The 21,442-nt window shown below is 40.9% G+C and carries 21 protein-coding genes; 6 read left to right on the top strand and 15 right to left on the bottom strand.

Features of this window, described 5'->3' with window-relative positions; translation table 11 throughout:
• Nucleotides 1–95: 95 nt before the first annotated feature.
• The 12 genes from BVC88_RS04345 to ilvD form a co-directional block, all read right to left on the bottom strand.
• On the bottom strand, nt 96–1,001 hold the full coding sequence (locus BVC88_RS04345) for a hypothetical protein (protein WP_139316523.1): 906 nt from the start codon (nt 999–1,001) through the stop codon (nt 96–98).
• The gene (locus BVC88_RS04340) at nt 961–2,049 is read right to left on the bottom strand and encodes a 6-bladed beta-propeller (RefSeq protein WP_175574370.1); all 1,089 of its coding nucleotides are present in this window, start codon (nt 2,047–2,049) and stop codon (nt 961–963) included. Before BVC88_RS04340 ends, BVC88_RS04345 begins: the two co-directional genes overlap by 41 nt.
• Nucleotides 2,050–2,106: 57 nt before the next feature.
• The gene (locus tag BVC88_RS04335) at nt 2,107–2,319 is read right to left on the bottom strand and encodes a hypothetical protein (RefSeq protein WP_075349386.1); all 213 of its coding nucleotides are present in this window, start codon (nt 2,317–2,319) and stop codon (nt 2,107–2,109) included.
• 166 nt (nt 2,320–2,485) lie between these two features.
• Nucleotides 2,486–3,553 (bottom strand): 3-isopropylmalate dehydrogenase, encoded by a 1,068-nt coding sequence (gene leuB / locus BVC88_RS04330; protein WP_075349385.1) that lies wholly within the window; start codon nt 3,551–3,553, stop codon nt 2,486–2,488.
• Nucleotides 3,522–5,108, bottom strand: coding sequence for an alpha-isopropylmalate synthase regulatory domain-containing protein (locus BVC88_RS04325; RefSeq protein WP_075349457.1), 1,587 nt, complete (start codon nt 5,106–5,108; stop codon nt 3,522–3,524). Before BVC88_RS04325 ends, leuB begins: the two co-directional genes overlap by 32 nt.
• Nucleotides 5,109–5,145: 37 nt before the next feature.
• On the bottom strand, nt 5,146–5,739 hold the full coding sequence (gene leuD / locus BVC88_RS04320; RefSeq protein WP_075349384.1) for a 3-isopropylmalate dehydratase small subunit: 594 nt from the start codon (nt 5,737–5,739) through the stop codon (nt 5,146–5,148).
• Nucleotides 5,740–5,845: 106 nt separating this feature from the next.
• Complete coding sequence (gene leuC, locus BVC88_RS04315) at nt 5,846–7,252, bottom strand: 3-isopropylmalate dehydratase large subunit (RefSeq protein ID WP_075349383.1); 1,407 nt, start codon at nt 7,250–7,252, stop codon at nt 5,846–5,848.
• 2 nt (nt 7,253–7,254) lie between these two features.
• Entirely contained in the window at nt 7,255–8,763 is a 1,509-nt protein-coding gene (locus BVC88_RS04310) for a 2-isopropylmalate synthase (RefSeq protein WP_075349382.1), read from the bottom strand.
• Nucleotides 8,764–8,780: 17 nt separating this feature from the next.
• Nucleotides 8,781–9,824 carry a ketol-acid reductoisomerase gene (ilvC, locus tag BVC88_RS04305; RefSeq protein ID WP_075349381.1) on the bottom strand — a complete coding sequence of 348 codons (1,044 nt, stop codon included), beginning with the start codon at nt 9,822–9,824 and terminating at the stop codon, nt 8,781–8,783.
• A 78-nt stretch (nt 9,825–9,902) separates the two neighbouring features.
• Nucleotides 9,903–10,403 (bottom strand): acetolactate synthase small subunit, encoded by a 501-nt coding sequence (gene ilvN / locus BVC88_RS04300; protein WP_075349380.1) that lies wholly within the window; start codon nt 10,401–10,403, stop codon nt 9,903–9,905.
• 9 nt (nt 10,404–10,412) lie between these two features.
• Entirely contained in the window at nt 10,413–12,107 is a 1,695-nt protein-coding gene (gene ilvB / locus BVC88_RS04295; protein ID WP_075349379.1) for a biosynthetic-type acetolactate synthase large subunit, read from the bottom strand.
• A 70-nt stretch (nt 12,108–12,177) separates the two neighbouring features.
• A complete protein-coding gene (ilvD, locus tag BVC88_RS04290; RefSeq protein WP_075349378.1) occupies nt 12,178–13,857 on the bottom strand; it encodes a dihydroxy-acid dehydratase in 1,680 nt (559 codons plus the stop codon).
• 527 nt (nt 13,858–14,384) lie between these two features.
• On the opposite strand from ilvD, the gene ispE reads away from it, so the two are divergent.
• The 3 genes from ispE to BVC88_RS04275 are packed head-to-tail and all read left to right on the top strand — an operon-like array spanning nt 14,385 to nt 15,800.
• The gene (gene ispE, locus BVC88_RS04285; protein WP_075349377.1) at nt 14,385–15,197 is read left to right on the top strand and encodes a 4-(cytidine 5'-diphospho)-2-C-methyl-D-erythritol kinase; all 813 of its coding nucleotides are present in this window, start codon (nt 14,385–14,387) and stop codon (nt 15,195–15,197) included.
• Nucleotides 15,198–15,238: 41 nt separating this feature from the next.
• On the top strand, nt 15,239–15,481 hold the full coding sequence (locus BVC88_RS04280; RefSeq protein WP_075349376.1) for a ribbon-helix-helix domain-containing protein: 243 nt from the start codon (nt 15,239–15,241) through the stop codon (nt 15,479–15,481).
• Nucleotides 15,468–15,800, top strand: a complete 333-nt coding sequence (locus BVC88_RS04275) for a type II toxin-antitoxin system PemK/MazF family toxin (RefSeq protein WP_075349375.1) — start codon at nt 15,468–15,470, stop codon at nt 15,798–15,800. Before BVC88_RS04280 ends, BVC88_RS04275 begins: the two co-directional genes overlap by 14 nt.
• Nucleotides 15,801–15,805: 5 nt before the next feature.
• Here BVC88_RS04275 and BVC88_RS04270 read toward each other — a convergent pair whose 3' ends face one another.
• The 3 genes from BVC88_RS04270 to tgt are packed head-to-tail and all read right to left on the bottom strand — an operon-like array spanning nt 15,806 to nt 18,920.
• Nucleotides 15,806–16,714 carry a DMT family transporter gene (locus BVC88_RS04270; protein WP_075349374.1) on the bottom strand — a complete coding sequence of 303 codons (909 nt, stop codon included), beginning with the start codon at nt 16,712–16,714 and terminating at the stop codon, nt 15,806–15,808.
• Nucleotides 16,715–17,788, bottom strand: coding sequence for an LptF/LptG family permease (locus BVC88_RS04265; RefSeq protein WP_075349373.1), 1,074 nt, complete (start codon nt 17,786–17,788; stop codon nt 16,715–16,717).
• Nucleotide 17,789: 1 nt separating this feature from the next.
• Entirely contained in the window at nt 17,790–18,920 is a 1,131-nt protein-coding gene (gene tgt / locus BVC88_RS04260) for a tRNA guanosine(34) transglycosylase Tgt (RefSeq protein ID WP_075349456.1), read from the bottom strand.
• A 119-nt stretch (nt 18,921–19,039) separates the two neighbouring features.
• Here tgt and BVC88_RS04255 point away from each other — a divergent pair, with 119 nt between their 5' ends.
• The 3 genes from BVC88_RS04255 to rsmG are packed head-to-tail and all read left to right on the top strand — an operon-like array spanning nt 19,040 to nt 21,425.
• Nucleotides 19,040–20,179, top strand: coding sequence for a glycosyltransferase (locus tag BVC88_RS04255; protein ID WP_075349372.1), 1,140 nt, complete (start codon nt 19,040–19,042; stop codon nt 20,177–20,179).
• Nucleotides 20,170–20,781, top strand: coding sequence for a sigma-70 family RNA polymerase sigma factor (locus BVC88_RS04250; RefSeq protein ID WP_075349371.1), 612 nt, complete (start codon nt 20,170–20,172; stop codon nt 20,779–20,781). The genes BVC88_RS04255 and BVC88_RS04250 overlap by 10 nt, the downstream gene beginning before the upstream one ends.
• On the top strand, nt 20,781–21,425 hold the full coding sequence (rsmG, locus tag BVC88_RS04245; protein ID WP_075349370.1) for a 16S rRNA (guanine(527)-N(7))-methyltransferase RsmG: 645 nt from the start codon (nt 20,781–20,783) through the stop codon (nt 21,423–21,425). Before BVC88_RS04250 ends, rsmG begins: the two co-directional genes overlap by 1 nt.
• The last annotated feature ends 17 nt before the right edge of the window (nt 21,426–21,442 follow it).

Raw genomic sequence — 21,442 nt, 5'->3', positions numbered from 1 at the left:
ACAATATACCATAGCCTACCGACTCTTGTATAAAAGCGATCCGAAGGAAAAATCAAAAAAGCTCCTGAATCACCTTATTGGGTTGAAAAAAAGCCTTACTCCTTCAAAAAAGTAAGTTCAACCGCAGGATGAAAAGGGTCACCTTCAAAAACACCAATTTCCCCTCCAGTAATATAAAAACCCAAATCAATAGCCTTACTTACCCGCTGATCTGCTAAAGCAAATTTCGACTTGGGCTCTTTTTCCAATAGATCAAAAACAATAAATAAGTCTTTCACTCCCTCCGGAATACCAACAGATTCATCAAAATTCACTTGCGTCCATCCTGATTTAGATACTTCTACCACTTTATTTCCTTGCAATAATTCCGTAAAATCTTGAATTGAATTTATCCTACCAGATTTAATTTGCAATCCACTATTTGGAAATAGTATCCGAATGGATACATCCACTTTTTCTTCCAGTATTTGAGACACGTAAAACTTTATCTCATCCAATATAAGCTGATTCTTTTTTGGAATCTTGACTCGAATAGTATAGCGGTAAAATTCGCCGTCAGATCTATTATTCAAGTCTATCGGTTTAGTAACCTCCCAACCATCAGCTAAGGCATCTCCAATTTTTAGCTCGCTAAGCGCAGTAGAATTAATAGCAACCTCAGGAAGCTCAAACTCTTTTGTTTTTAAAAAAATCGTATCTAGCTCCCATATCTGCTTTATAGAAAGCAAGGTGTCATTGATCCCATAGCCGGATATATTGATCGAGGAGTTCTCGGGGATCTCTTGCTTTAGGTATTCCAGTTTCCCAGCGAGATCGGTGAAGTCCATAAAGCTTCCATCTTTTACCTGCACTCTGAGATACGCAAGGGGCATCTGCTCATTGGAGGAATAGAAATAAGTAGCACTTCTTTCTTGGCCAAATGATTGAACACTTATCAACAAAAGAGGAATAATCAGCCATTTATTGACCGATCGTATAAGACACCAAAATGGGTTTTTCATAGTCAACTTCAGTAAGATTTAACAGCTCAATTACTTCTTCATTATATTCTCCGGGTAACAATATGGTATGGAATAAATCCTCACGAACGGCTATCGGCTTTAAGAAAAGCTCCTTCAGATCGGAATCAATCGAAAAACGGTAAGCTTGCCCATTTTGGATCAATCCAAAATTAAGATTATCAATAGACTCCTTGAAAAAATTAAACCCAACAGATTTTTCAGCAATTAATAAATTATGAGGAGCAAAATAATAAGAGCCATTTTCTAAAATTCGGTAAAACTCTTCAGCATCAATGACCTCCGAGGTCTCCAAAGGCACCTTTTTAGACCCAAAGTCAATTATAAAGGAAAGTTTCAATGAGTCCTTTTCTATCTCAAATACCTTGTCACTAAAAGGCTGCACCAAATAGTTTTTCTCTGAAAAACTTGAAATGCTCTGAGGTAAAAAAGCCTCAATATTTCCTGAAAACTGTGGTTGATACTGGGGACTAGAAAAATCAGCATTAAAAAATCCATATCCTTTATAAATTTCAGCTTCCAATTCAGAATCTGAAACCAAAAAAACACGATCATTAGCAAGCCCGCCCAAACCTCCCAAGAAATAATCTTGGGACTTGTATTCCTGAAGGACAGAAAAGTCAGTTGTTGAATAGTTAATTAGTTTTTGGTAAGATCGATCATAAACTAAGATCGAGTTTTCTCTTTTAACAAAAAACTCAATTTGAGAATACTCGCCTGGGCCTGTCCCTAATTTCAAAAGTTGCTTCTTATACTTACCCTCCCGGTCAAAAACAAGTATGGAAGAATTTATTCCATTTTCGAGTACAAATATCTCAGAATCAGAAAACTCAACTTGTATTATCTTACCAAATGGAATAGAATCTTGAACGTCCAATTGGGCAGTTGCTTCAACTTTTATCCAATCTTTAATTTCAACTTCCATTATTTTGGAATTAGAGAAATCTAAGAGGTCTATGTTATCAGCATCTTTTTGTGACGAACAGGAAAAAAAGAAAAGCGTTACGAATAAAAAGAAATTTATTTTCATATTAAAAGAAAAATCACCCCAAATAGAATGCATTTGGGGCGAAATATTCAACATCTATTATATACTAATATCTGGGACATTCGGCTGATCACAACGCAAAAGGCATCTGTATCCTTCCTTGGGTTTGCAACCTGAAACTAAAAACTGCTTCTTTTCATTATAGTAGGTCTCATCACAATTCCCATCAGTTTGTGCCATTGTTGGTATCACTGAAAATGACGCGATTCCAACCATCGCGATTGTCATAATTAAATAGACTTTCTTTTTCATTTTTTTTAGAATTTAAGGTTTTAATTTATTTAAAACTGGCCTTTAAGTGATCACGACTAAAAATACCCCCCCCCAGAATTAAAAAGCAAATTTTCATTTCAAATTTTCTAAAAAAAAATACCACTCTATTTCTAAAGTGGTTTACTGAGTCTCATTAATGGAGAATTTACTCCAGAATCTTCTTTGCCAGCCAATCTCCCACTTCCGAGGTCTTATACGCTTTGCCTCCATCTGCAATATCTTCGGTGACAATTCCTTCATCCAAAGACAGATTTACTACATCAGAAATCAATTGGGCTTCAGCTTTTAGATCAAATGCATAATCAAACATCATTGCAGCTGAAAGGATTGTCGCCAATGGATTGGCAATATCTTTTCCGGCAGCTTGTGGATAAGAACCGTGAATAGGCTCAAATAATTTGACAGCAGATCCGAGCGACGCAGAAGGCATCAAGCCCATAGAACCCGAAATCACAGAAGCCTCATCCGTCAAAATATCTCCAAAAAGGTTTTCTGTGATCAAGACATCGTATGCCTTAGGCCACTGAATCAATCGCATCGCTACAGCGTCGACGAATTCGTATTCCACTATGACATCCGGATATTCAGGAGCCAATTCTTGCACGGTCTCTCTCCAAAGTCTGGATGTAGCAAGCACATTTGCTTTATCCACACAGGTCAATAATTTTCTTCGCTTTTGCGCAGCTTCAAAACCCATTCGCGCCAATCGGGTAATCTCTTCTTTGGTGTACACATTGGTATCAAAAGCTTTAGTTCCTTGCTCATTTCTACCTCTTGGCTCACCGAAATAAATCCCTCCGGTAAGCTCTCTGAAGAATACGAAATCCACTCCCTCGACGCGATCCAATTTCAAAGGGGATTTATGAATCAATGAAGGAAAGGTGAATGTAGGACGAACATTAGCAAATAGGCCCAACTTCTGACGCATGCGAAGTAGTCCTTGCTCTGGACGGACTTTTGCTTTCGGATCATTATCATATTTCGGGTCGCCGATCGCACCAAAAAGAATGGCATCGGAAGATGCCGCGATTTCATGCGTGCTATCTGGGTAAGGATCTCCTGTTGCATCAATTGCTGCTGCACCTACGACTGCTTCCCGAAACGTGATTTTATGGCCAAACTTTTGACCAATCGCATTCACTACTTTTACTGCTTGAGCTATAACTTCTGGGCCGATGCCATCACCTGGCAATAGCGCGATATTCATTTCCATAAATTTTGGATTCTTCTGAGTTGGAAGGTTGATTAAAATTTTCGAGGATATTGAGCATTTTTTCTGTGGCCATCATCGCTGCCACGGTTTGATCGGGATCGAGCCCTTTCGTTTTAAATATTTTTCCAAAATCCCAAGTGATGACTGTTTCTACAAAAGCATCAGTCTTCCCTCCTGGAGGAATGGATACGTGGTAGTCGATCAACTTTGGAAGTTGCTTCTTTCTGGATTTATAGATTTTTTTCACTGCTTTCATAAAGGAATCATACTGTCCATCACCTGTCGCAGAGGCGTCATAAGATTCCCCGTGAATATTCAGACGAAGTTGGATCGATGGTTTCAAGCCTTTCGAATGGGTCATGTGATAGCCCTCGATACTGATGTCCTTCACAATCGAATTATTTTGTAAGACATCCGAAATGATGTAAGGCAAATCCTCAGTAGTCACTCGCTCTTTCTTATCCCCGAGTTCGATGATCCGCTGGGTGACTTTAGCAAGTTCCTCTTTTTCCAAAGAGATTCCCAGTTCCTCCAAATTCTTAAGAATATTGGCTTTTCCAGAAGTCTTCCCCAAGGCGTATTTTCGCTGTCTACCAAATCGCTCCGGCATCAGGTCATTGAAATAAAGATTCTTTTTATTGTCACCATCAGCATGAATTCCAGCAGTCTGGGTAAAGACATTTTCTCCGACTACAGGCTTATTTGCAGGAATATGTTGTCCTGAAAATTGCTCCACAAGTTTGGAAACCCGATATACTTTCTGCTCCTGCGCATTAATCTTGAAATCGGTAAAGTCTTTAATTACTGCGATGACAGATTCCAAAGGCGCATTTCCCGCTCGCTCACCAAGTCCATTGATTGTGGTGTGAATTCCAGCTGCTCCATGCAAAATCGCTTCCATGACATTCGCAACAGCTAGATCATAATCATTGTGCGCGTGAAAATCGAAATGAACGTTTGGATACTTTGTGGTGATCTCAATAAAATAACTTTTGGTCTCCTCCGGAGAAAGCAAGCCCAAGGTATCAGGAAGCATGATTCGCTTTACGGATAACTTGCTCAAGAAATCAATGAGATCCAAGGTGTACTTTGGGGAATTCCTCATCCCATTTGACCAATCTTCTAAGTAAACATTTACTAGAATACCCTTAGATTCAGCATAATCAATGCATGTAGCAATTTCCTCGAAATGTTGTTCCTGAGTCTTTTTTAGCTGATGTGTCAGATGATTTAAAGATCCTTTGGTCAAAAGATTCATCACTTTAGTACCGGCTGAAACCAGCCAATCCACCGAGGCAGGAGTATCCACAAAACCCAGCACCTCCACTCGATCTAGATAGCCTTTTTCTTCTGCCCATTTAGTGATTTTTTGTACACCGGCAAGTTCTCCGTCAGAAACCCGAGCGGAGGCTACTTCAATCCGATCCACCTTCAACTCTTCAAGTAAAAGTTTGGCGATTTGGAGTTTTTCTGAAGGCAGGAAGGCTACCCCTGAGGTCTGTTCTCCATCCCTCAACGTGGTATCCATTATTTCTATTTTCCGATCTTCCTTCATTGTAAAGCTTATTCCTGATTTGGTTGCAGACCGCAACTTATTTTTTACTTGCCTCAAAGGCATCGATCTCAGCTGACATATTCAGCAGGTAATCGATGTCATCGAATCCATGCTTCATGTTATCCTTTTTGTACTCATTGATATCAAAGGATTCAGAATCACCAGTTGAACTCAAGGTGATTTTCTGAGCAGCAAGATCAATTTCGATTTCAGTTTCCGGATTAGCAGTAATTGCAGAAAGCAATTTATCGGCAAATTCAGCAGATACAGTCACCGGAAGTACGCCGATATTCAGGCAGTTATTTTTGAAAATATCTGCGAAAAAGCTCGAAACTACCGCTCTGAAGCCATAGTCATACAAAGCCCAAACTGCGTGCTCACGGCTGGATCCAGAGCCAAAGTTCTTTCCTGCAACTAGAATTTTTCCAGAGTAAGTAGGATCATTTAGCACAAAATCCTTTTTTGGATTGCCCTCCACATCATAGCGCCAATCTCGAAAGAGATTGTCACCGAAGCCAACTCGTTCGGTCGCTTTGAGGAATCTTGCAGGAATAATCTGATCGGTATCCACATTTTCTGTGGGCAAAGGAACTGCAGTACTTTTAAGCACTGTAAATTTATCGTAAGCCATTTTTTTTGATTGAAAGATTGGAAAATTTGAAAATTTGAAAATTTGATCGGTGCATAAATCTTACTTACCAATTCAAACTCGTACTTCCCATTTCTGACTTTGTATTTTAATTTGGAAATACTTCTCTTGGATCGCAGATTCTTCCGGTCACAGCTACTGCCGCTACGGTCAAAGGAGAAGCGAGCATCGTACGAGCTCCCGGTCCTTGACGACCTTCAAAGTTTCGATTGGAAGTGGAGACAGCATATTTCCCTGAAGGAATTTTATCATCATTCATCGCCAGACAAGCTGAACAGCCTGGCTGTCGCAATTCGAATCCAGCTTCTTCCAAGATTTTCACCAAGCCTTCTTCATGAGCCATCTTCTCCACTTCACGAGATCCTGGAACAATCCAAGCAGTGATATTATCCGCTTTCTTATGACCCTTGACAAATTGTGCAACAGACCGAATGTCTTCGATTCGTCCGTTAGTACAAGAACCTACAAAGACATAATCCACTAGTTTTCCTTTGACCGGTTCACCGGCCTCAAACCCCATATAAGCTAATGACTTCAGGTAAGAGGTTTTATTACTTCCCTCCATGCCTTCAGTAGTAGGGATTGTGCCTTTCACTTTGATGCCCATTCCAGGATTAGTACCATAGGTGATCATCGGTTCAATGTCCGCTGCGTCAAAATGGTATTCCTTATCAAATACAGCACCTTCGTCTGTTTTCAAGGTTTTCCAGTGAGCGACTGCTTTATCCCAATCTTCTCCTTTCGGCGAATATCTTTTGCCTTTCAGGTAATTGAAAGTTGTCTCATCAGGGGCGATTAATCCTCCTCGAGCTCCCATTTCAATTGACATATTGCAAATAGTCATTCTGGCTTCCATAGAAAGACTATGAATGGCAGATCCCGCGTATTCTACAAAATAGCCTGTAGCTCCCGCTGCAGTTATTTTTGCAATGATGTATAGAATAATATCCTTTGAGGTTACCCCTTTTCCAAGTTCACCGTCGACTGTGATTCTCATTTTTTTAGCTTTCGACTGCATGATGCATTGCGTAGCCAAAACCATTTCTACCTCTGAAGTACCAATTCCAAAAGCAATCGCACCAAATGCACCATGTGTAGAAGTATGACTATCTCCGCAGACGATGGTCATTCCAGGCTGAGTGATCCCCAATTCAGGACCAATCACATGGACAATGCCATGATGAGCAGAACCCAAATCATGAAGTTCGATCCCATATTTGGAGCAATTGTCCCGAAGCTTTTGTACCTGCATTCTGGAAAGCTGATCCTTGATTGTCTGCTCCTGGTTTATGGTTGGCACATTGTGATCAGGGGTAGCAATAGTCCGCTCTGGATATTTCACACCAATTCCTCGGATTTCCAGATTTAGAAATGCTACAGGTGATGTTACTTCATGGATAAAATGTTTATCAATGAAAAACACATCTGGACCAGCTGGCACGGATTTGACTACGTGCGCATCCCAGATTTTATCAAATAAGGTTGTCTTTTCCATAATTAAGCAGTCACATATTCTTTGACTGGAATTTTATTTAGTGCGTCGACAAATGCCTGAGCGGAAGCCAGGACAATGTCGGAGTTAGAGGCAAAGCCAAAATAGGGCTTCTCTCCTTTGATTAATTTCATGTGAACTTTGGCCACATCATCACTTCCGTGGGTAATCGCCTGAATCAAAAATTCTTCTACTTCGACGTGAGGTTTAGCCAATTTTTCGATAGCCTTTAATACTGCATCAACAGGTCCATTTCCATGAGCCGAAGCCTCTTGTGATTCTTCTCCAATTTTCAGTTTAACTTTTGCTTGGATTGTACCATTTGAAGAATAAGACACGTTTTCGAGTTCAATGAAATTAGAATCAGTCACATATTTACCGACTAATCCCATCAGGTCTTTTCGTCCGATATCCCTCTTACTATCTGCTAAAATCAAGAAGGCTTCATATACTTCTCGCAAAGCCTCCCCTTCCAATTCTACCCCCAAAGCATCCAAATGATGCTTCAAAGCAGCGCGACCAGATCGGGCGGTTAATACGATGGTAGACTCCGCAACACCCACATCTTTCGGGTCAATGATTTCATAATTTTCCCGATGTTTCAAGACACCGTCTTGATGGATTCCTGACGAGTGTGCAAAAGCATTTCTTCCTACGATTGCTTTGTTAGGCTGCACAGGCATATTCATCAACTTAGACACCAAACGGCTGGTATTGTAAATTCTAGGAGTGACAATATCAGTATGGACGTCAATCGATTTATGGCATTTGATTGCCATGACCACTTCTTCCATAGACGTATTACCAGCTCGTTCGCCAATCCCGTTGATGGTTACCTCCACTTGGCGAGCGCCCTGTTGAACACCAGCTACGGTATTAGCAGTAGCCATACCCAAGTCATTGTGGCAATGGGTGGCAATGATAGCTTTGTCAATATTTGGAACGTTATTCTTCAAACTTGCGATGATGGCTCCATACTGCTCAGGTAGGCAATATCCCGTAGTATCAGGAATGTTGACAACTGTCGCTCCAGCTTTAATCACTTCCTCGATGATTTTAGCAAGGAAATCATGCTCTGCACGCCCAGCATCCTCTGCATAGAATTCCACATCATCCACAAATCTTCTGGCAAACTTCACTGCTGCAACTCCTCTTGCGATGATATCTTCCGGGGTAGAGCGAAGCTTATACTGAATATGGTAAGGTGAAACACCGATTCCAGTATGAATTCGGCCTCTTTTTGCAAACTTCAAGGATTGAGCCGCTACTTCAATATCTTTTTCTACCGCTCTCGATAGGGCACAGATAATCGGATTTGAAACAGCCTTTGAAATTTCTAACACCGAATTGAAGTCTCCCGGGCTGGAAATTGGGAATCCTGCCTCAATAATGTCCACTCCTAATTCTTCCAAGGCTTTCGCCACAATTATCTTCTCCTGGGTGTTTAATTGACATCCAGGCACTTGCTCCCCATCTCGGAGGGTAGTATCAAATATCCAAAGCTTCTCACTCATCTTTTCCGGATTTAGGTTTAATTATTCTCTGGTCTCAACTGACGCACAACTGCTCCAGCTTGCCACATTTCTGATTCTCTCAATTCTTTCAATTCCGCTTCCAACTTTTCTCTGTAATCAGCTTTAGAATTTGAATCGATTGACTTCTGGGCTTCTTTGCCTGATTTTACGGATTCATAAAGTGCTTCAAAAACAGGCTTTGACGCATCACGGAAAGGCTTCCACCAATCCAGTGCACCTCGCTGCGCGGTAGTAGAGCAGTTGGCATACATCCAATCCATTCCGTTTTCCGCCACCAAAGGCATTAATGACTGGGTTAATTCTTCCACTGTTTCGTTGAAAGCCTCTGAAGGCGTATGTCCATTTGCACGGAGCACTTCATATTGCGCTGCAAAAATCCCTTGAATGGCTCCCATTAAGGTGCCTCTTTCTCCTGTCAAATCTGAAGTCACCTCACGGTAAAAATCGGTTTCAAACAAGTATCCTGAGCCAACTCCAATACCCAACGCAATCACTCGATCTTTCGCTCTGCCTGTACCATCCTGGAAAATAGCATAGGATGAATTCAAACCTCGCCCTTCTACAAACATTCTACGAAGTGAAGTACCTGAACCTTTTGGAGCAACTAGAATCACATCCACATCAGCGGGAGGAATAATTCCTGTTTTCTCTTTGTAGGTAATACCAAATCCATGAGAAAAATAAAGTGCTTTTCCCGGAGTCAGATGTTTTTTCACCATTGGCCAAGCTGCTATTTGACCAGCGTCAGAAAGTAAGAATTGAAGAATTGTACCTCGCTCGCAAGCCTCTTCCAATTCAAAAAGTGTTTCGCCAGGAACCCAGCCATCAGCAACAGCTTTATCCCAAGTCTTCGAGCCTTTACGCTGACCAACGATTACATTGAATCCATTGTCTTTCAGGTTAAGAGCCTGACCAGGTCCTTGCACCCCATAACCCAAAACTGCGATTACTTCATCCTTGAGGACTTCTCTAGCTTTTTCCAAAGGAAATTCATCTCTGGTTACTACGTTTTCTTCTACTGAGCCGAATTTTAATTTCATTTGTTAATTGATTTAATAGGTCCTTTTCGTACCTGTTTTTGGTATAATTCGATTTTATTTTTTATTTCTTAATGCTAATCACTTCACGAAACTGTCAATAGTAAGCATACGCTTAGCCACCGCCACTCTTCCAGACCGGGCAAATTCCAAGAGACCATACTCTTTGAGAATTTCCAATAATTCCTGTGTTTGCTCCTTGTGCCCTGTCAATTCCAAAACGACAAATTCAGGTTCTGCCGCTATGATCTTGGCATTGTGTTGTCGGATGATTTTTTCCAAACCCCCATCTAACTTGGAAACCGGGATTTTGTATAGAGCAATTTCTTGATAGACCACACTTTCATCCTCATGATGAAAAGCCTTGATGACATCAATTATTTTCTCAATCTGATTGACTAGCTGAATCACTGTCTCTTCTGTAGCAGTGACCTCGATGGTAATCCGATGGATTCCTTCTACCCTACTTTCTGATGCAGTTAAGGCATCGATATTGATCCCTCTTCGAGTAAAAATGATCGTGATCCGATTAAGGATTCCGATAAAATTTTCAGTGATAACGAATATAGTATAGCGCTTCATAGGGTAGTTTTAGCTAAGTCTGACTTCTTCTACCGAACATCCGGTAGCGATCATTGGAAAAACGTTGTCTTCTTTCTCCACCACTACCTCTAAGAAGAATGGCCCGTCGTGGATTAGCATATCCTCAATTGCCTCTTGCAAATCACCTCTTTCTGTGACCTTTTGGGCTTTGATACTGTAAGCTTCTGCGATTTTGATAAAATCCGGATTATCCAGTTCGGTGAAAGAATAGCGCTTGTCAAAAAACATCTGCTGCCATTGCCTCACCATGCCTAGAAAGTTATTATTCAAAAGCACAATTTTTACAGGGGCTTTAGTTTGCATTATTGTACCAAGTTCCTGAATGGTCATCTGGATACCCCCATCTCCAACTACACAAATCACTTGTCTGGAATAATCGTGAAGTTGTGCTCCAAGTGCCGCAGGGAGCGCAAAGCCCATTGTGCCCAATCCTCCTGAAGTGACTTGAGTTCTTGTTTTCTTATAATTAAAATATCGCCAAGCGATCATCTGATGCTGTCCAACATCTGTCACAAGCACGGCATCATCCGCTTTATATTGGTTAATCTGATGGATCACCTCTCCCATCGTCAAGCCGGCTTTTGTAGGCTTCAGGTCATTGGTGATTACAGCGGCATTTTCTTCTTCTTCCAATTCGCGGAATTTAGCCATCCATTCCGGATGGGATTTTTGATTGACGGCCTCTGTCAACAGCGCAAGGCTTTCTTTAGAGTCCCCAACAACCGCAACTTCGCATTTTACGATTTTATTGATTTCTGCAGGATCAAGCTCGAGGTGAATAACTTTTGCTTGCTTTGCATATCGCTTCAAATCGCCTGTAACACGATCATCAAAACGCATCCCCACAGCGATTAATATATCGCATTGGTTGGTCAGTAGATTTGGCGCATAGTTGCCATGCATCCCTAATTTGCCTACATAATTTGGGTGATCTTGGGATAATGCCCCTGAACCCAACAAGGTTGAAGCAGCAGGGATCCCACTCTTTTCCAAAAAAGATTTCAACTCATCTTCCGCTTTTCCAAGAATCACTCCTTGTCCAAAAAGAAGATAGGGTCTTTTGGCCATGTTAATTAAAAATGCGGCCTCTTGGATAGCACTCTTTTCCACCGGAATCTGAGTTTTATAAGAACGAAAGCCTTCGCATCTAACATAATTAAACTCACCAAAATCTACCTGAGCATTTTTTGTAATATCAATTAAAACAGGACCTGGTCTTCCTGATTTTGCGATGTAAAACCCCTTTGCAATTGCAGGGGCAATATCTTCTACTCTTCTGACCTGTATATTCCATTTGGTGGCGGGCATAGAAATCCCTAACACATCAGTCTCTTGAAATGCATCTGTCCCCAATAAATGTGCTGCAACTTGACCAGTAATGCATACCAAAGGCGTACTGTCAATCTGAGCATCGGCTAATCCAGTAATTAGATTGGTAGCTCCGGGACCTGAGGTAGCTATGCAGACACCTACTTTTCCCGAAACCCGGGCATATCCCTGTGCTGCGTGAATCGCACCCTGCTCATGCCTAGTGAGCACATGTCTCAATTGATCATGATAATCATACAAGGCATCATATACAGGCATGATCGCTCCTCCGGGATAACCAAAAATCACATCTGCCTGCTCTTCTATAAGTGCTCTTACTACAATGTCCGCTCCTCTGATTTTAGATTCTTTCATCTGTTTGTTATTGGGTTTTCAAAGGTTATCCCGATACTATAATGTCTTTCTTTCTGCTCGATTTCAAAGGTTAGAATTTGTCTGTCACGCATCCCTCTGAAGCAGTAGCTACTAGTTTATTGTATTTTTTGAGTGTTCCCTGAAGTCCAGGAACCTCCTTTTGTTTCCAAGTCTTTTTTCGCTCGGCAAAAGTCTCTGCAGAAACAGCAACAGAAATCTCCATTGAATCTGCATCAATCGTGATTTGATCCCCATTTTCGAGTAGACCTATCGGCCCTCCTGTCCAAGCTTCGGGAGTGACATGGCCTACAACGAATCCGTGAGTTCCTCCGGAAAACCTTCCATCAGTAATCAATGCAACAGAAGAACCCAGTCCTGCTCCAATAATCATGGAAGTAGGCTTGAGCATTTCAGGCATTCCAGGACCACCTTTCGGTCCGACATTTCGGATCACTACCACATCTCCGGCTTTCACTTGATGATCACGAATGGCATCGTTTGCCTCCTGCTCAGAATCAAAAACAATAGCCGGCCCAGTGAATGCTTTTCCTTCTTTACCGGTGATTTTAGCCACTGCCCCATCTGGCGCAAGATTTCCCGATAGGATACAAAGGTGTCCTTCCGGCTTAATCGGAGTTTCCACTGGATGTATCACGTTGACCATCGATGCTACAATCGGGTCAATATTCTCTAGATTCTCGGCCAGCGTTTTTCCAGTAACTGTCAAACAATCGCCATGTAAAAACCCCTTTTCCAAGAAATACTTCATGAATGCCGGCAATCCACCTTGCTCATGAAGATCTTCCATCAAAAATTTTCCTGATGGCTTAAAGTCTGCAATCATCGGCGTTTTCGCATTCAGTGCTTTGAAATCCTGCAAAGTAAAATCTATTCTTGCCGTCTGGGCAATAGCCAGTAAATGGAGCACTGCATTGGTACTTCCGCCAAGAGCGATCACTACTCGAACTGCATTTTCTATACTTTTCCTAGTAATGATATCACTTGGTTTAGTGTCTCGCTCCAGGAGAATGCGCATGTATTTATTTACCTGACGACATTCTTCGAGTTTTTCAGGAGAATTGGCAGGATAAGATGCGGAGTACGGTAGCGACATCCCCATTGCTTCAATAGCTGATGACATGGTATTTGCTGTGTACATTCCTCCACAAGCACCCGCTCCGGGACAGGCATTTCGGATCACTCCATCGTAATCTTCATCTGAGATAGCCCCATTAATTCGCTTACCAAAAGCCTCAAAAGCAGAAACGATATTCAATTTCTCCCCTTTGTAATTTCCTGAGGCGATGGTACCCCCATAAACCAAAATAGAAGGACGATCAATTCGAAGCATACCCATGATGGCTCCTGGCATATTCTTATCACATCCTGCAAGTGCAATACAAGCGTCAAAGGAGTGACCTAGAATAAATGACTCAATTGAGTCTGCGATGATATCCCTTGAGACAAGCGAATACCTCATGCCCATTGTTCCCATAGAAATCCCATCAGAAATCCCTATGGTATTAAAAACTAAACCGGTCAAATCGTGATCCTGTGAAGAATTCTTGATCAAACCGGCGAAGTCGTTGAGGTGCATATTACAGGGATTACTCTCATAGCCGCAACTGGCTATCCCTACAAAGGGCTGCTTCATTTTTTTATCACTCAAACCTGTGGCATAAAGCATCGCTTTCCCTGCCGGATGCTCGTCGTTGTCACTGATTTCCCAACTGTATTTTTTCAGATTCATAGGATAGGGTAAAAAAAAATGCCTCAGTTGAATGAGGCACTTTAGATTTTTATTCGATTGATATAAATAGTCTAGTGCCTCACATTAAGATCCAATGAGAATAATAAAGCTTAGCAAGAAGACCACTCGGTACATATGATTGTCTAGGTTTGATAGATTATGATAGTAAATCACTTCCCAAACTTAAAACCGTTTGAGCAGACTTACAATATTTAATTTTACATTTTCAATATTTGATCTCTAAAACATAGAGGTATAATTATTTTTTTCAAAATTATCATCTGTATTTACTAGCAAACACCCCTGTATTTCAGATAATGATTTGTTCAATATTTCATTTCTCAAAATATTGTATTGATTTTATGGTTTTTCAATATTTATGAAAAAAAATTTCCTTTTTTCTAACAAAAAATTCAATAGCCCACATTTACTTCAATAATAAACAGATTTGTTATCATTTTATCAAAATGAAAAACTTCTAATATTCAGTTGATAAAACTTCTATTTTTGTTTCAAAGCAAAAAACCATGATTTCTTTCCCAAACGCCAAGATCAATCTTGGCCTCCATATCACTTCCAAACGAAAAGATGGCTACCACGAGATCGAAACCTGCATGCTTCCGATTCCGCTCTTGGATGCCCTGGAAATGATCGTGGATCCAAAGAAAACCAGTTTCGCATCCACGGGAATTACCATTCCGGGAAATGAAAAAGACAATCTGATTCTGAAAGCTTATCAGCTTTTGAAAAAAGACTTTCCAAATCTTCCGCACCTGAATATTCACTTACATAAAAACATCCCCATTGGAGCTGGTTTGGGGGGAGGATCCGCAGATGCCGCTTTTGCGCTCAAACTAATGAACAATCTTTTTGACTTGCTGCTGGATGATTTCTTTCTGGAAGAATATGCCGCTGAACTAGGGAGTGATTGTGCTTTTTTTGTAGAAAACACCCCCAAAATCGCTACCGGAAGAGGAGAGATTTTAGAGCATATCGACTTAGACCTGAAAGGAACTCATTTGGTTTTGATCAATCCTCTAATTCATATCGGTACTAAAGAAGCCTATGCCGGCGTAAGCCCTGCTCTCGCTAAGACTAATCTTAAAGAAGTGCTTGCAGATCGGAGCCGCTGGAAAGATGAACTGATCAATGACTTTGAAGAAAGTATATTTCCCAACCATCCAGAGATAGCGGAGATCAAAAAAAGACTTTATGATGCTGGTGCATTTTATGCTGCGATGTCAGGATCGGGTTCGAGTGTATTTGGTTTGTTTGAGGAAAAGCCTGATTCAATTAAACTGCGGGGAAATTATTTTTATTTTGAGAGCATGCTAGATTGATAAATGTGATTTATATTTATGTTTCATAAATACAAAATATAATGGCAACATTCACTAGTACACTGCCGGATGATCTGCTTGATAAGCTTTCAGAATATGCAAAAAAACTGAAGCTTCCAAAAAACAAGCTGATTGAAGCAGCACTTTCCCTCTATCTTGATCATCTCAAGCGAGCCGAATATGTCAAATCTTATCGTCAAGCAGATAACGATTCAGACATGATTGCGCTCGCGGAAGAAGGAATGGAAGACTACCTTACACAGCTTGAGAATGAAGCAAGGTGAGATTTGGTATGTCGACCTTAACCCAACTGAAGGATCTGAACAATCCGGAAGACGGCCATCAGTAATTCTGAGTGGAAATCTGATGAATAAGTTTTTGAAAGTGGTCATCATCGCTCCTTTAACTTCAAAAATCAAAAATTATCAAGGAAACCCGATTTTGGAACCGTCTCAAAAAAACGGTTTGAAATCTGTTTCGGAATTAATGGTTTTCCACATTCGGTCTGTTTCAAAAACCCGCTTGATTGAAAAAATAGGAGAATTGAAAGAGGCCGAACTGAAACAGGCCTTGGCGACTTTGAATGATATAACAACGCTCTAAAAAATTCACCCCAAAGACCTCACTGGCTTTCGTCTTTTATTCCAAAAATTCAGCACAGGATAAGTCAGTACCGAAACCAGAATAATAGCTGTTCCGAGGTAAAACTGCGCAGTCATTTTTTCACTTTCCCCAAAAATCAGTACCGCCAAAATGATCCCATAAACAGGCTCCAAATTAATCGTCAGGTTGATAGAAAAGACGGTGAGTCGCTTCATCAATTCGACAGAAACCGAGAAGGCATAAACGGTACAGATTCCTCCCAAAATAAATAGCCAAAACCAATCGTAGCCTTCCCAATTCAATTTCAATCCTTCAGAACTGATAAAATTGGTGTAGATCGGCATAAATAAAAGTGAAAAAAGACAAGCACCTGCCATTTCATAAAAGGTGATCTGGTAGGGACTATGCTTGTGGGCAAGATTACTGTTTAAAACTGAAAATACTGCAGCTAAAAAAGCGGCAGCTAAAGCCAGACTTAAACCAAGCCAATATCCAGACTCAAAGCTGAAGATCACCAGAAGTCCAGAAATCACCATTAAGCCCAAGGCAACTTCATACCATTTGATTTTAGTGCGATTGAAAATCGGCTCCACAAATGCAGTCCAAAGCGAGGTAGTCGCCATGCCAGCCAGACATACAGAGGCTGTTGAAACTCTTGCCGACCAAAAGAAAAGAATCCAATGCAATCCGATTACGAAACCAACCAAGACTACCTTGATCATCTGATCAAAAGGTAGGAGAATACTTTTCTTTTTAAACAGGAAAATTCCTGCTACTCCGACCGAAGCAATCAGCGTACGGTAAAAGACCAACTCAATAGAAGGCAAAGAAATCAGCAATCCCAAAATCGCAGTAAATCCCCAAATCAATACAATGAGATGAAGCATCAGGTAATCTTTAATCGAAGCCTTCATCTAGCGAGGTACAGTTTTATAGAGAAATAATCCAGTAAGAGCGAATATGATATTAGGCATCCATACCGCTAAAATTGGGTACTCAGCGCCATTTTCCGCAAAAGTTCTGGAAAGAATGAAAAGAATGATATACACAAATGCCAACAAGAATCCCATCGCAATCTGAAAACCAGATCCTCCTCGTGTCTTTCTGGCAGACATAATCACCCCAATAAAGGTTAGAATAATTGCAGCAAAGGGTGACATAAAACGAACGTAGCGCTCAATTTTGTAAAAACTCACGTTGTCAGCTCCCCGCTCCTCCAAGATCCGGATTTGTTTACTTAACTGAGGTAGTTTTAGCGTCTCATGATGATTTTTTGGCAGATCAAAGTCCTCGGGACGAATCGAGAGGGTGGTATCAAGATTTTCTCCTACGGTATAGTCCTCTCCATCCGCTCTCAACTCACGAAGTCTCCAATTTCGCAAAGTCCAAACATTTTTTGCAGTATCCCACTCGATACGATCTGAGGAAAGTTTATTTAGCAATTCCCCATCACGGATCGTTTCCAGCGTAAAGTTGTAGCCTTGATTTGAGGTTTTGAAAAATCTACTGAGATAAGCATAAGAATCCTGTCCTACCTTGATATGAATATTGGATTCACTCGAAGCATTGCCCTTGTCTAGATAGGTCATCTGAAATCTGCTAACTCCCGCAGTAGCGACTGGCAATATCCAACCATTCAAAAGAAAGCTTATCGCACCAATCATGGAAGCAGCAAAAAGAAAAGGTCTGAGCATTCGCATAAAACTGACCCCACTGCTCAAAATGGCAATGATTTCTGTTCGCCCGGCCATTTTTGAGGTGATGAAAATGACAGATATAAAAACCGTAATCGGAGTAAGAAGATTATTTAGGTAGAGTCCGTAATTCCCCATATACTTTAAAATCTCTCTGGAAGGGACTTCATTACGGATATAGGTATCGTTCTTTTCTGTGAAATCCAAAACCAATACAATCAAGACAAGCATCACTACGACAAAAAAGTAGGTCTTGAGAAAATCCTTGATGATCAGTTTGTCGAGAAGCTTCATATTATAATCTAGTGCTCACTTTTTTCACCATTTGATCTTTCCATACGCTAAAATCCCCAGCAAGGATATGCTCCCTCGCCTGCCCTACCAGCCAAAGGTAAAAGCTCAAATTATGAATACTTGCGATTTGGGCGGCTAATATCTCCTTGCTAATGGTCAGGTGCCGAAGATAGGCTTTCGAATAAAATGTACTGGCGTATCCTCCAATGGCTGGATCAATTCCTGTAAAATCATCTTTCCACTTTTCGTTTCGAATATTAATGAAACCTTCTGAAGTGAAAAGCATTCCATTTCGGGCATTCCGAGTAGGCATCACACAATCAAACATATCTACTCCCAAAGCAATGCATTCCAAAATATTGGCTGGAGTTCCCACTCCCATCAAATAACGTGGCTTTTCAGTGGGCAAAATATTCGTCACCAATTCTGTCATTTCGTACATCATCTCAGCGGGTTCCCCCACCGAAAGCCCGCCGATCGCATTACCCTCCCGATCACAGGAAGCAATAAACTCAGCAGATTGAACTCTCAAGTCTTTGTAAACCGATCCTTGGACAATTGGGAAAAGTGTCTGACTGTAGCCATACTTTCCCTCAGTTTCATCAAAACGATTAATGCATCGCTTTAGCCAACGATGAGTCATCTCCATAGAATTGCGAGCGTAGCTGTATTCACAAGGGTAAGGCGTACACTCATCAAATGCCATAATAATATCAGCCCCAATCGTTCGCTGGATATCCATGACATTTTCGGGAGTGAAATGGTGTTTTGATCCATCAATATGAGACTTAAACATCACTCCTTCCTCCTTGATTTTTCGCGTACCTGCCAAAGAAAAGACTTGATACCCGCCACTATCAGTAAGAATTGGTTTTTGCCAGCCGTTGAATTTGTGTAAGCCCCCAGCCTTTTCCAAGATATCTAAACCCGGTCTGAGATAAAGGTGATAAGTATTTCCTAAAATTATTTGGGCTTTGATATCCTCTTCCAATTCACGCTGATGCACTGCTTTTACAGAACCAGCTGTACCGACAGGCATGAAAATAGGAGTCTGAATCTCACCATGATCCGTACTGACTACCCCAGCACGTGCATTAGACCCTTTATCTTTTTTTGTAAGCGTAAACTTCATAGCTATGAATTGAATTTTGGACAGATATTTCACAATTGTCCTCAAAGGGTACAAAAATATACGCTTATTCTTAAATGACTTGCTGAATTTGATTTTATATTTGCCCAGCAAACTGACCTATGGGCCTATTTTTACTTTGGTTATTATTCGGTATTGGAATATCTATTCAGGTGGTTTACCTGTTATTTATTTTTGGGAAAACTGCTTTTTCCTCAACAAAAACCAACTCTTCTGTCTCAGATAAAAATCTCGAGGGCGTAACTGTTCTTGTTGCTGCGCACAATGAGTTTCAAAACCTGAAAGTACTGATCCCCAAACTTTTTGAGCAAGACTATGAGTCTTTTGATGTGATGATCGTAAATGATAGATCAACAGATCGTACCAAGCGATTGCTAGAAGAAATGATGGCGATCTATCCTAAGCTACGATCCGTCACTATTAAATATACCCCAAACCATGTCACCTCAAAGAAGTATGCATTGACCCTGGGAATCAAAGTGGCCAAGCACGATGTCATACTACTCACCGATGCAGACTGTATACCAGATTCGGATCAGTGGATTCGTAAAATGACAGCTCCTGTTAGAGAAGAACAAAAAACATTTGCAATTGGATTTTCGGGCTATGCTCAAAAATCAGGCTTTTTAAATAACTGGATCCAATTTGAAACTATTCTTACTGCACTTTTTTACATTTCCTTTGGCTTGTGGAAAAAGCCTTTCATGGCTGTCGGTAGGAATCTTTGCTATCGCAAAAGCTTTTTTATGGAAGCAAAAGCTTTCAAAGGACTTTGGCATATTCAGGGCGGCGATGACGATTTATTCGTCAATCAATATGCAAATGGAAAAAACGCTGCTATAGTTCTGGATCCTGCTGCAAACACAACTTCGATCCCAAAAGAAAATCGCAAAGATTACCTGATTCAAAAGAAAAGACACCTCCACGCGGGGAAGTACTATGCAAGCGAGGACAAACAAAAAATTGGATTTTTCTCTTTTTCACATGCTTTATTCTGGATTGGAGGAATAGGTTTGCTTATTTATTTCGGTTTAGCCCAAAGTTGGGAACATTTTTTGGTCGTTTTCGGTATTATCCTTCTACGGTCTATACTTGTTACCATCATATTTGATAAGGCGAGTAAAAAGATCCAAGGTTCGAATACCTCCAAAACTATCTGGCTACTGGATTTCTTGTATTTGGGTTACTTTTGGATATTAGGGACAATCTCCCATCAGTCAAAAGACATTCAATGGAAATAAATAAACGTGATTTTTCTACCAAAGCTCTTGAGGATTTTGATCTGATAGATAAAGCTGTGCAAAACAAAGATCAGCAGGCATTTGCATCACTCATGAGGCGATACAAAAAAGCTGTTTATTACATGATCCTTAAAATGATCAGGGATGCTGACGATGCAGAGGATTTGACCATGGAAGCTTTCGCGAAAGCTTTTAAGAATCTTCATCGCTTCAAAAAAGATTATACCTTCTCAACTTGGCTTTTTCGAATTGCTACCAATAACACCATTGATTTCATTCGAAAGAAAAAACTCAAAACCATGAGTCTGAACGGGACCCTTTCTGATGATAGCGGGAATTCGGTCACGATTGACGTAGAGGACGATGATAATAATCCTCAGGATGAATACATCCGAACTCAGCGTATTGAGATGGTACGAATCTTTGTAGATAAGCTTCCTGCCAAATACAGAAAACTGGTTCAGTTACGATACTTTGATGAACTCTCCTACGAGGAAATTGCTCAAGAACTTGAGAAGCCTTTAGGAACTGTAAAAGCGCAATTGCACCGATCTAGGGAGCTTCTCTATGAAATTGCTGCAGGCAAAGAAAAACATATTTAATGCAAACAGGCACTGATTTAATCGCTACCTATTTTCCCGGCTTAAGTGAAACACAGCTAGCACAGTTTGCTGGCTTAGAGGAGCTCTATGCCGATTGGAATTCAAAAATAAACGTGATTAGTCGAAAGGACATGGAGCAGTTCTATGTGCACCATGTGCTTCATTCGCTAGGAATTGCCAAAGTAATGGAATTCCAACCTGGCACTAAAGTACTCGATATCGGCACAGGAGGCGGCTTTCCGGGGATTCCATTAGCCATCTTATTTCCAGACACTCATTTCCATTTGGTAGATTCCATTGGAAAAAAAATCACCGTGGTGAAAGATGTGGTGAAACAGCTTAAACTGGCGAATGTAGAAGCGCAGCAAGCCCGAGCAGAGGAATTGGTACGAAAGTATGATTTCGTGATCAGCCGAGCAGTCACAAGGATGGCTAATTTTTATCCCTGGGTAAAAAACAAGATCCGAAAAGAGGATTTTAACGAATTCCAAAATGGAATTCTCTACCTAAAAGGCGGGGATGTAGATGAGGAAATGGATGAACTGGACAAGTCCTACGTTGTCTATCATCTGGAGGATTATTTCAAGGAAGAATTTTTTGAGACCAAAAAGGTGGTTTACCTTCCTTGGGAGGATAAGCGATAAGCACTTGAGATCAGGAA

The sequence above is a fragment of the Algoriphagus marinus genome, assembly GCF_001936475.1.
In the GTDB taxonomy this organism is placed as follows: domain Bacteria; phylum Bacteroidota; class Bacteroidia; order Cytophagales; family Cyclobacteriaceae; genus Algoriphagus; species Algoriphagus marinus.
Note: the sequence above shows the minus strand (reverse complement) of the source record. Positions and strands in the feature narration are given on the sequence as shown.

Excerpts from the sequence above, each read along its gene's own strand:
- BVC88_RS04335 (WP_075349386.1), bottom strand. The coding sequence starts at position 2,319 with ATGAAAAAGAAAGTCTATTTAATTATGACAATCGCGATGGTTGGAATC.
- ispE (WP_075349377.1), top strand. The coding sequence starts at position 14,385 with ATGATTTCTTTCCCAAACGCCAAGATCAATCTTGGCCTCCATATCACT.
- ilvD (WP_075349378.1), bottom strand. The coding sequence starts at position 13,857 with ATGAATCTGAAAAAATACAGTTGGGAAATCAGTGACAACGACGAGCAT.
- ilvN (WP_075349380.1), bottom strand. The coding sequence starts at position 10,403 with ATGAAGCGCTATACTATATTCGTTATCACTGAAAATTTTATCGGAATC.
- BVC88_RS04250 (WP_075349371.1), top strand. The coding sequence starts at position 20,170 with ATGGAAATAAATAAACGTGATTTTTCTACCAAAGCTCTTGAGGATTTT.
- BVC88_RS04255 (WP_075349372.1), top strand. The coding sequence starts at position 19,040 with ATGGGCCTATTTTTACTTTGGTTATTATTCGGTATTGGAATATCTATT.
- BVC88_RS04275 (WP_075349375.1), top strand. The coding sequence starts at position 15,468 with ATGAAGCAAGGTGAGATTTGGTATGTCGACCTTAACCCAACTGAAGGA.
- BVC88_RS04280 (WP_075349376.1), top strand. The coding sequence starts at position 15,239 with ATGGCAACATTCACTAGTACACTGCCGGATGATCTGCTTGATAAGCTT.
- ilvC (WP_075349381.1), bottom strand. The coding sequence starts at position 9,824 with ATGAAATTAAAATTCGGCTCAGTAGAAGAAAACGTAGTAACCAGAGAT.
- leuB (WP_075349385.1), bottom strand. The coding sequence starts at position 3,553 with ATGGAAATGAATATCGCGCTATTGCCAGGTGATGGCATCGGCCCAGAA.
- BVC88_RS04325 (WP_075349457.1), bottom strand. The coding sequence starts at position 5,108 with ATGAAGGAAGATCGGAAAATAGAAATAATGGATACCACGTTGAGGGAT.
- BVC88_RS04265 (WP_075349373.1), bottom strand. The coding sequence starts at position 17,788 with ATGAAGCTTCTCGACAAACTGATCATCAAGGATTTTCTCAAGACCTAC.
- leuC (WP_075349383.1), bottom strand. The coding sequence starts at position 7,252 with ATGGAAAAGACAACCTTATTTGATAAAATCTGGGATGCGCACGTAGTC.
- BVC88_RS04310 (WP_075349382.1), bottom strand. The coding sequence starts at position 8,763 with ATGAGTGAGAAGCTTTGGATATTTGATACTACCCTCCGAGATGGGGAG.
- tgt (WP_075349456.1), bottom strand. The coding sequence starts at position 18,920 with ATGAAGTTTACGCTTACAAAAAAAGATAAAGGGTCTAATGCACGTGCT.
- rsmG (WP_075349370.1), top strand. The coding sequence starts at position 20,781 with ATGCAAACAGGCACTGATTTAATCGCTACCTATTTTCCCGGCTTAAGT.
- BVC88_RS04340 (WP_175574370.1), bottom strand. The coding sequence starts at position 2,049 with ATGAAAATAAATTTCTTTTTATTCGTAACGCTTTTCTTTTTTTCCTGT.
- BVC88_RS04345 (WP_139316523.1), bottom strand. The coding sequence starts at position 1,001 with ATGAAAAACCCATTTTGGTGTCTTATACGATCGGTCAATAAATGGCTG.
- ilvB (WP_075349379.1), bottom strand. The coding sequence starts at position 12,107 with ATGAAAGAATCTAAAATCAGAGGAGCGGACATTGTAGTAAGAGCACTT.
- leuD (WP_075349384.1), bottom strand. The coding sequence starts at position 5,739 with ATGGCTTACGATAAATTTACAGTGCTTAAAAGTACTGCAGTTCCTTTG.
- BVC88_RS04270 (WP_075349374.1), bottom strand. The coding sequence starts at position 16,714 with ATGAAGGCTTCGATTAAAGATTACCTGATGCTTCATCTCATTGTATTG.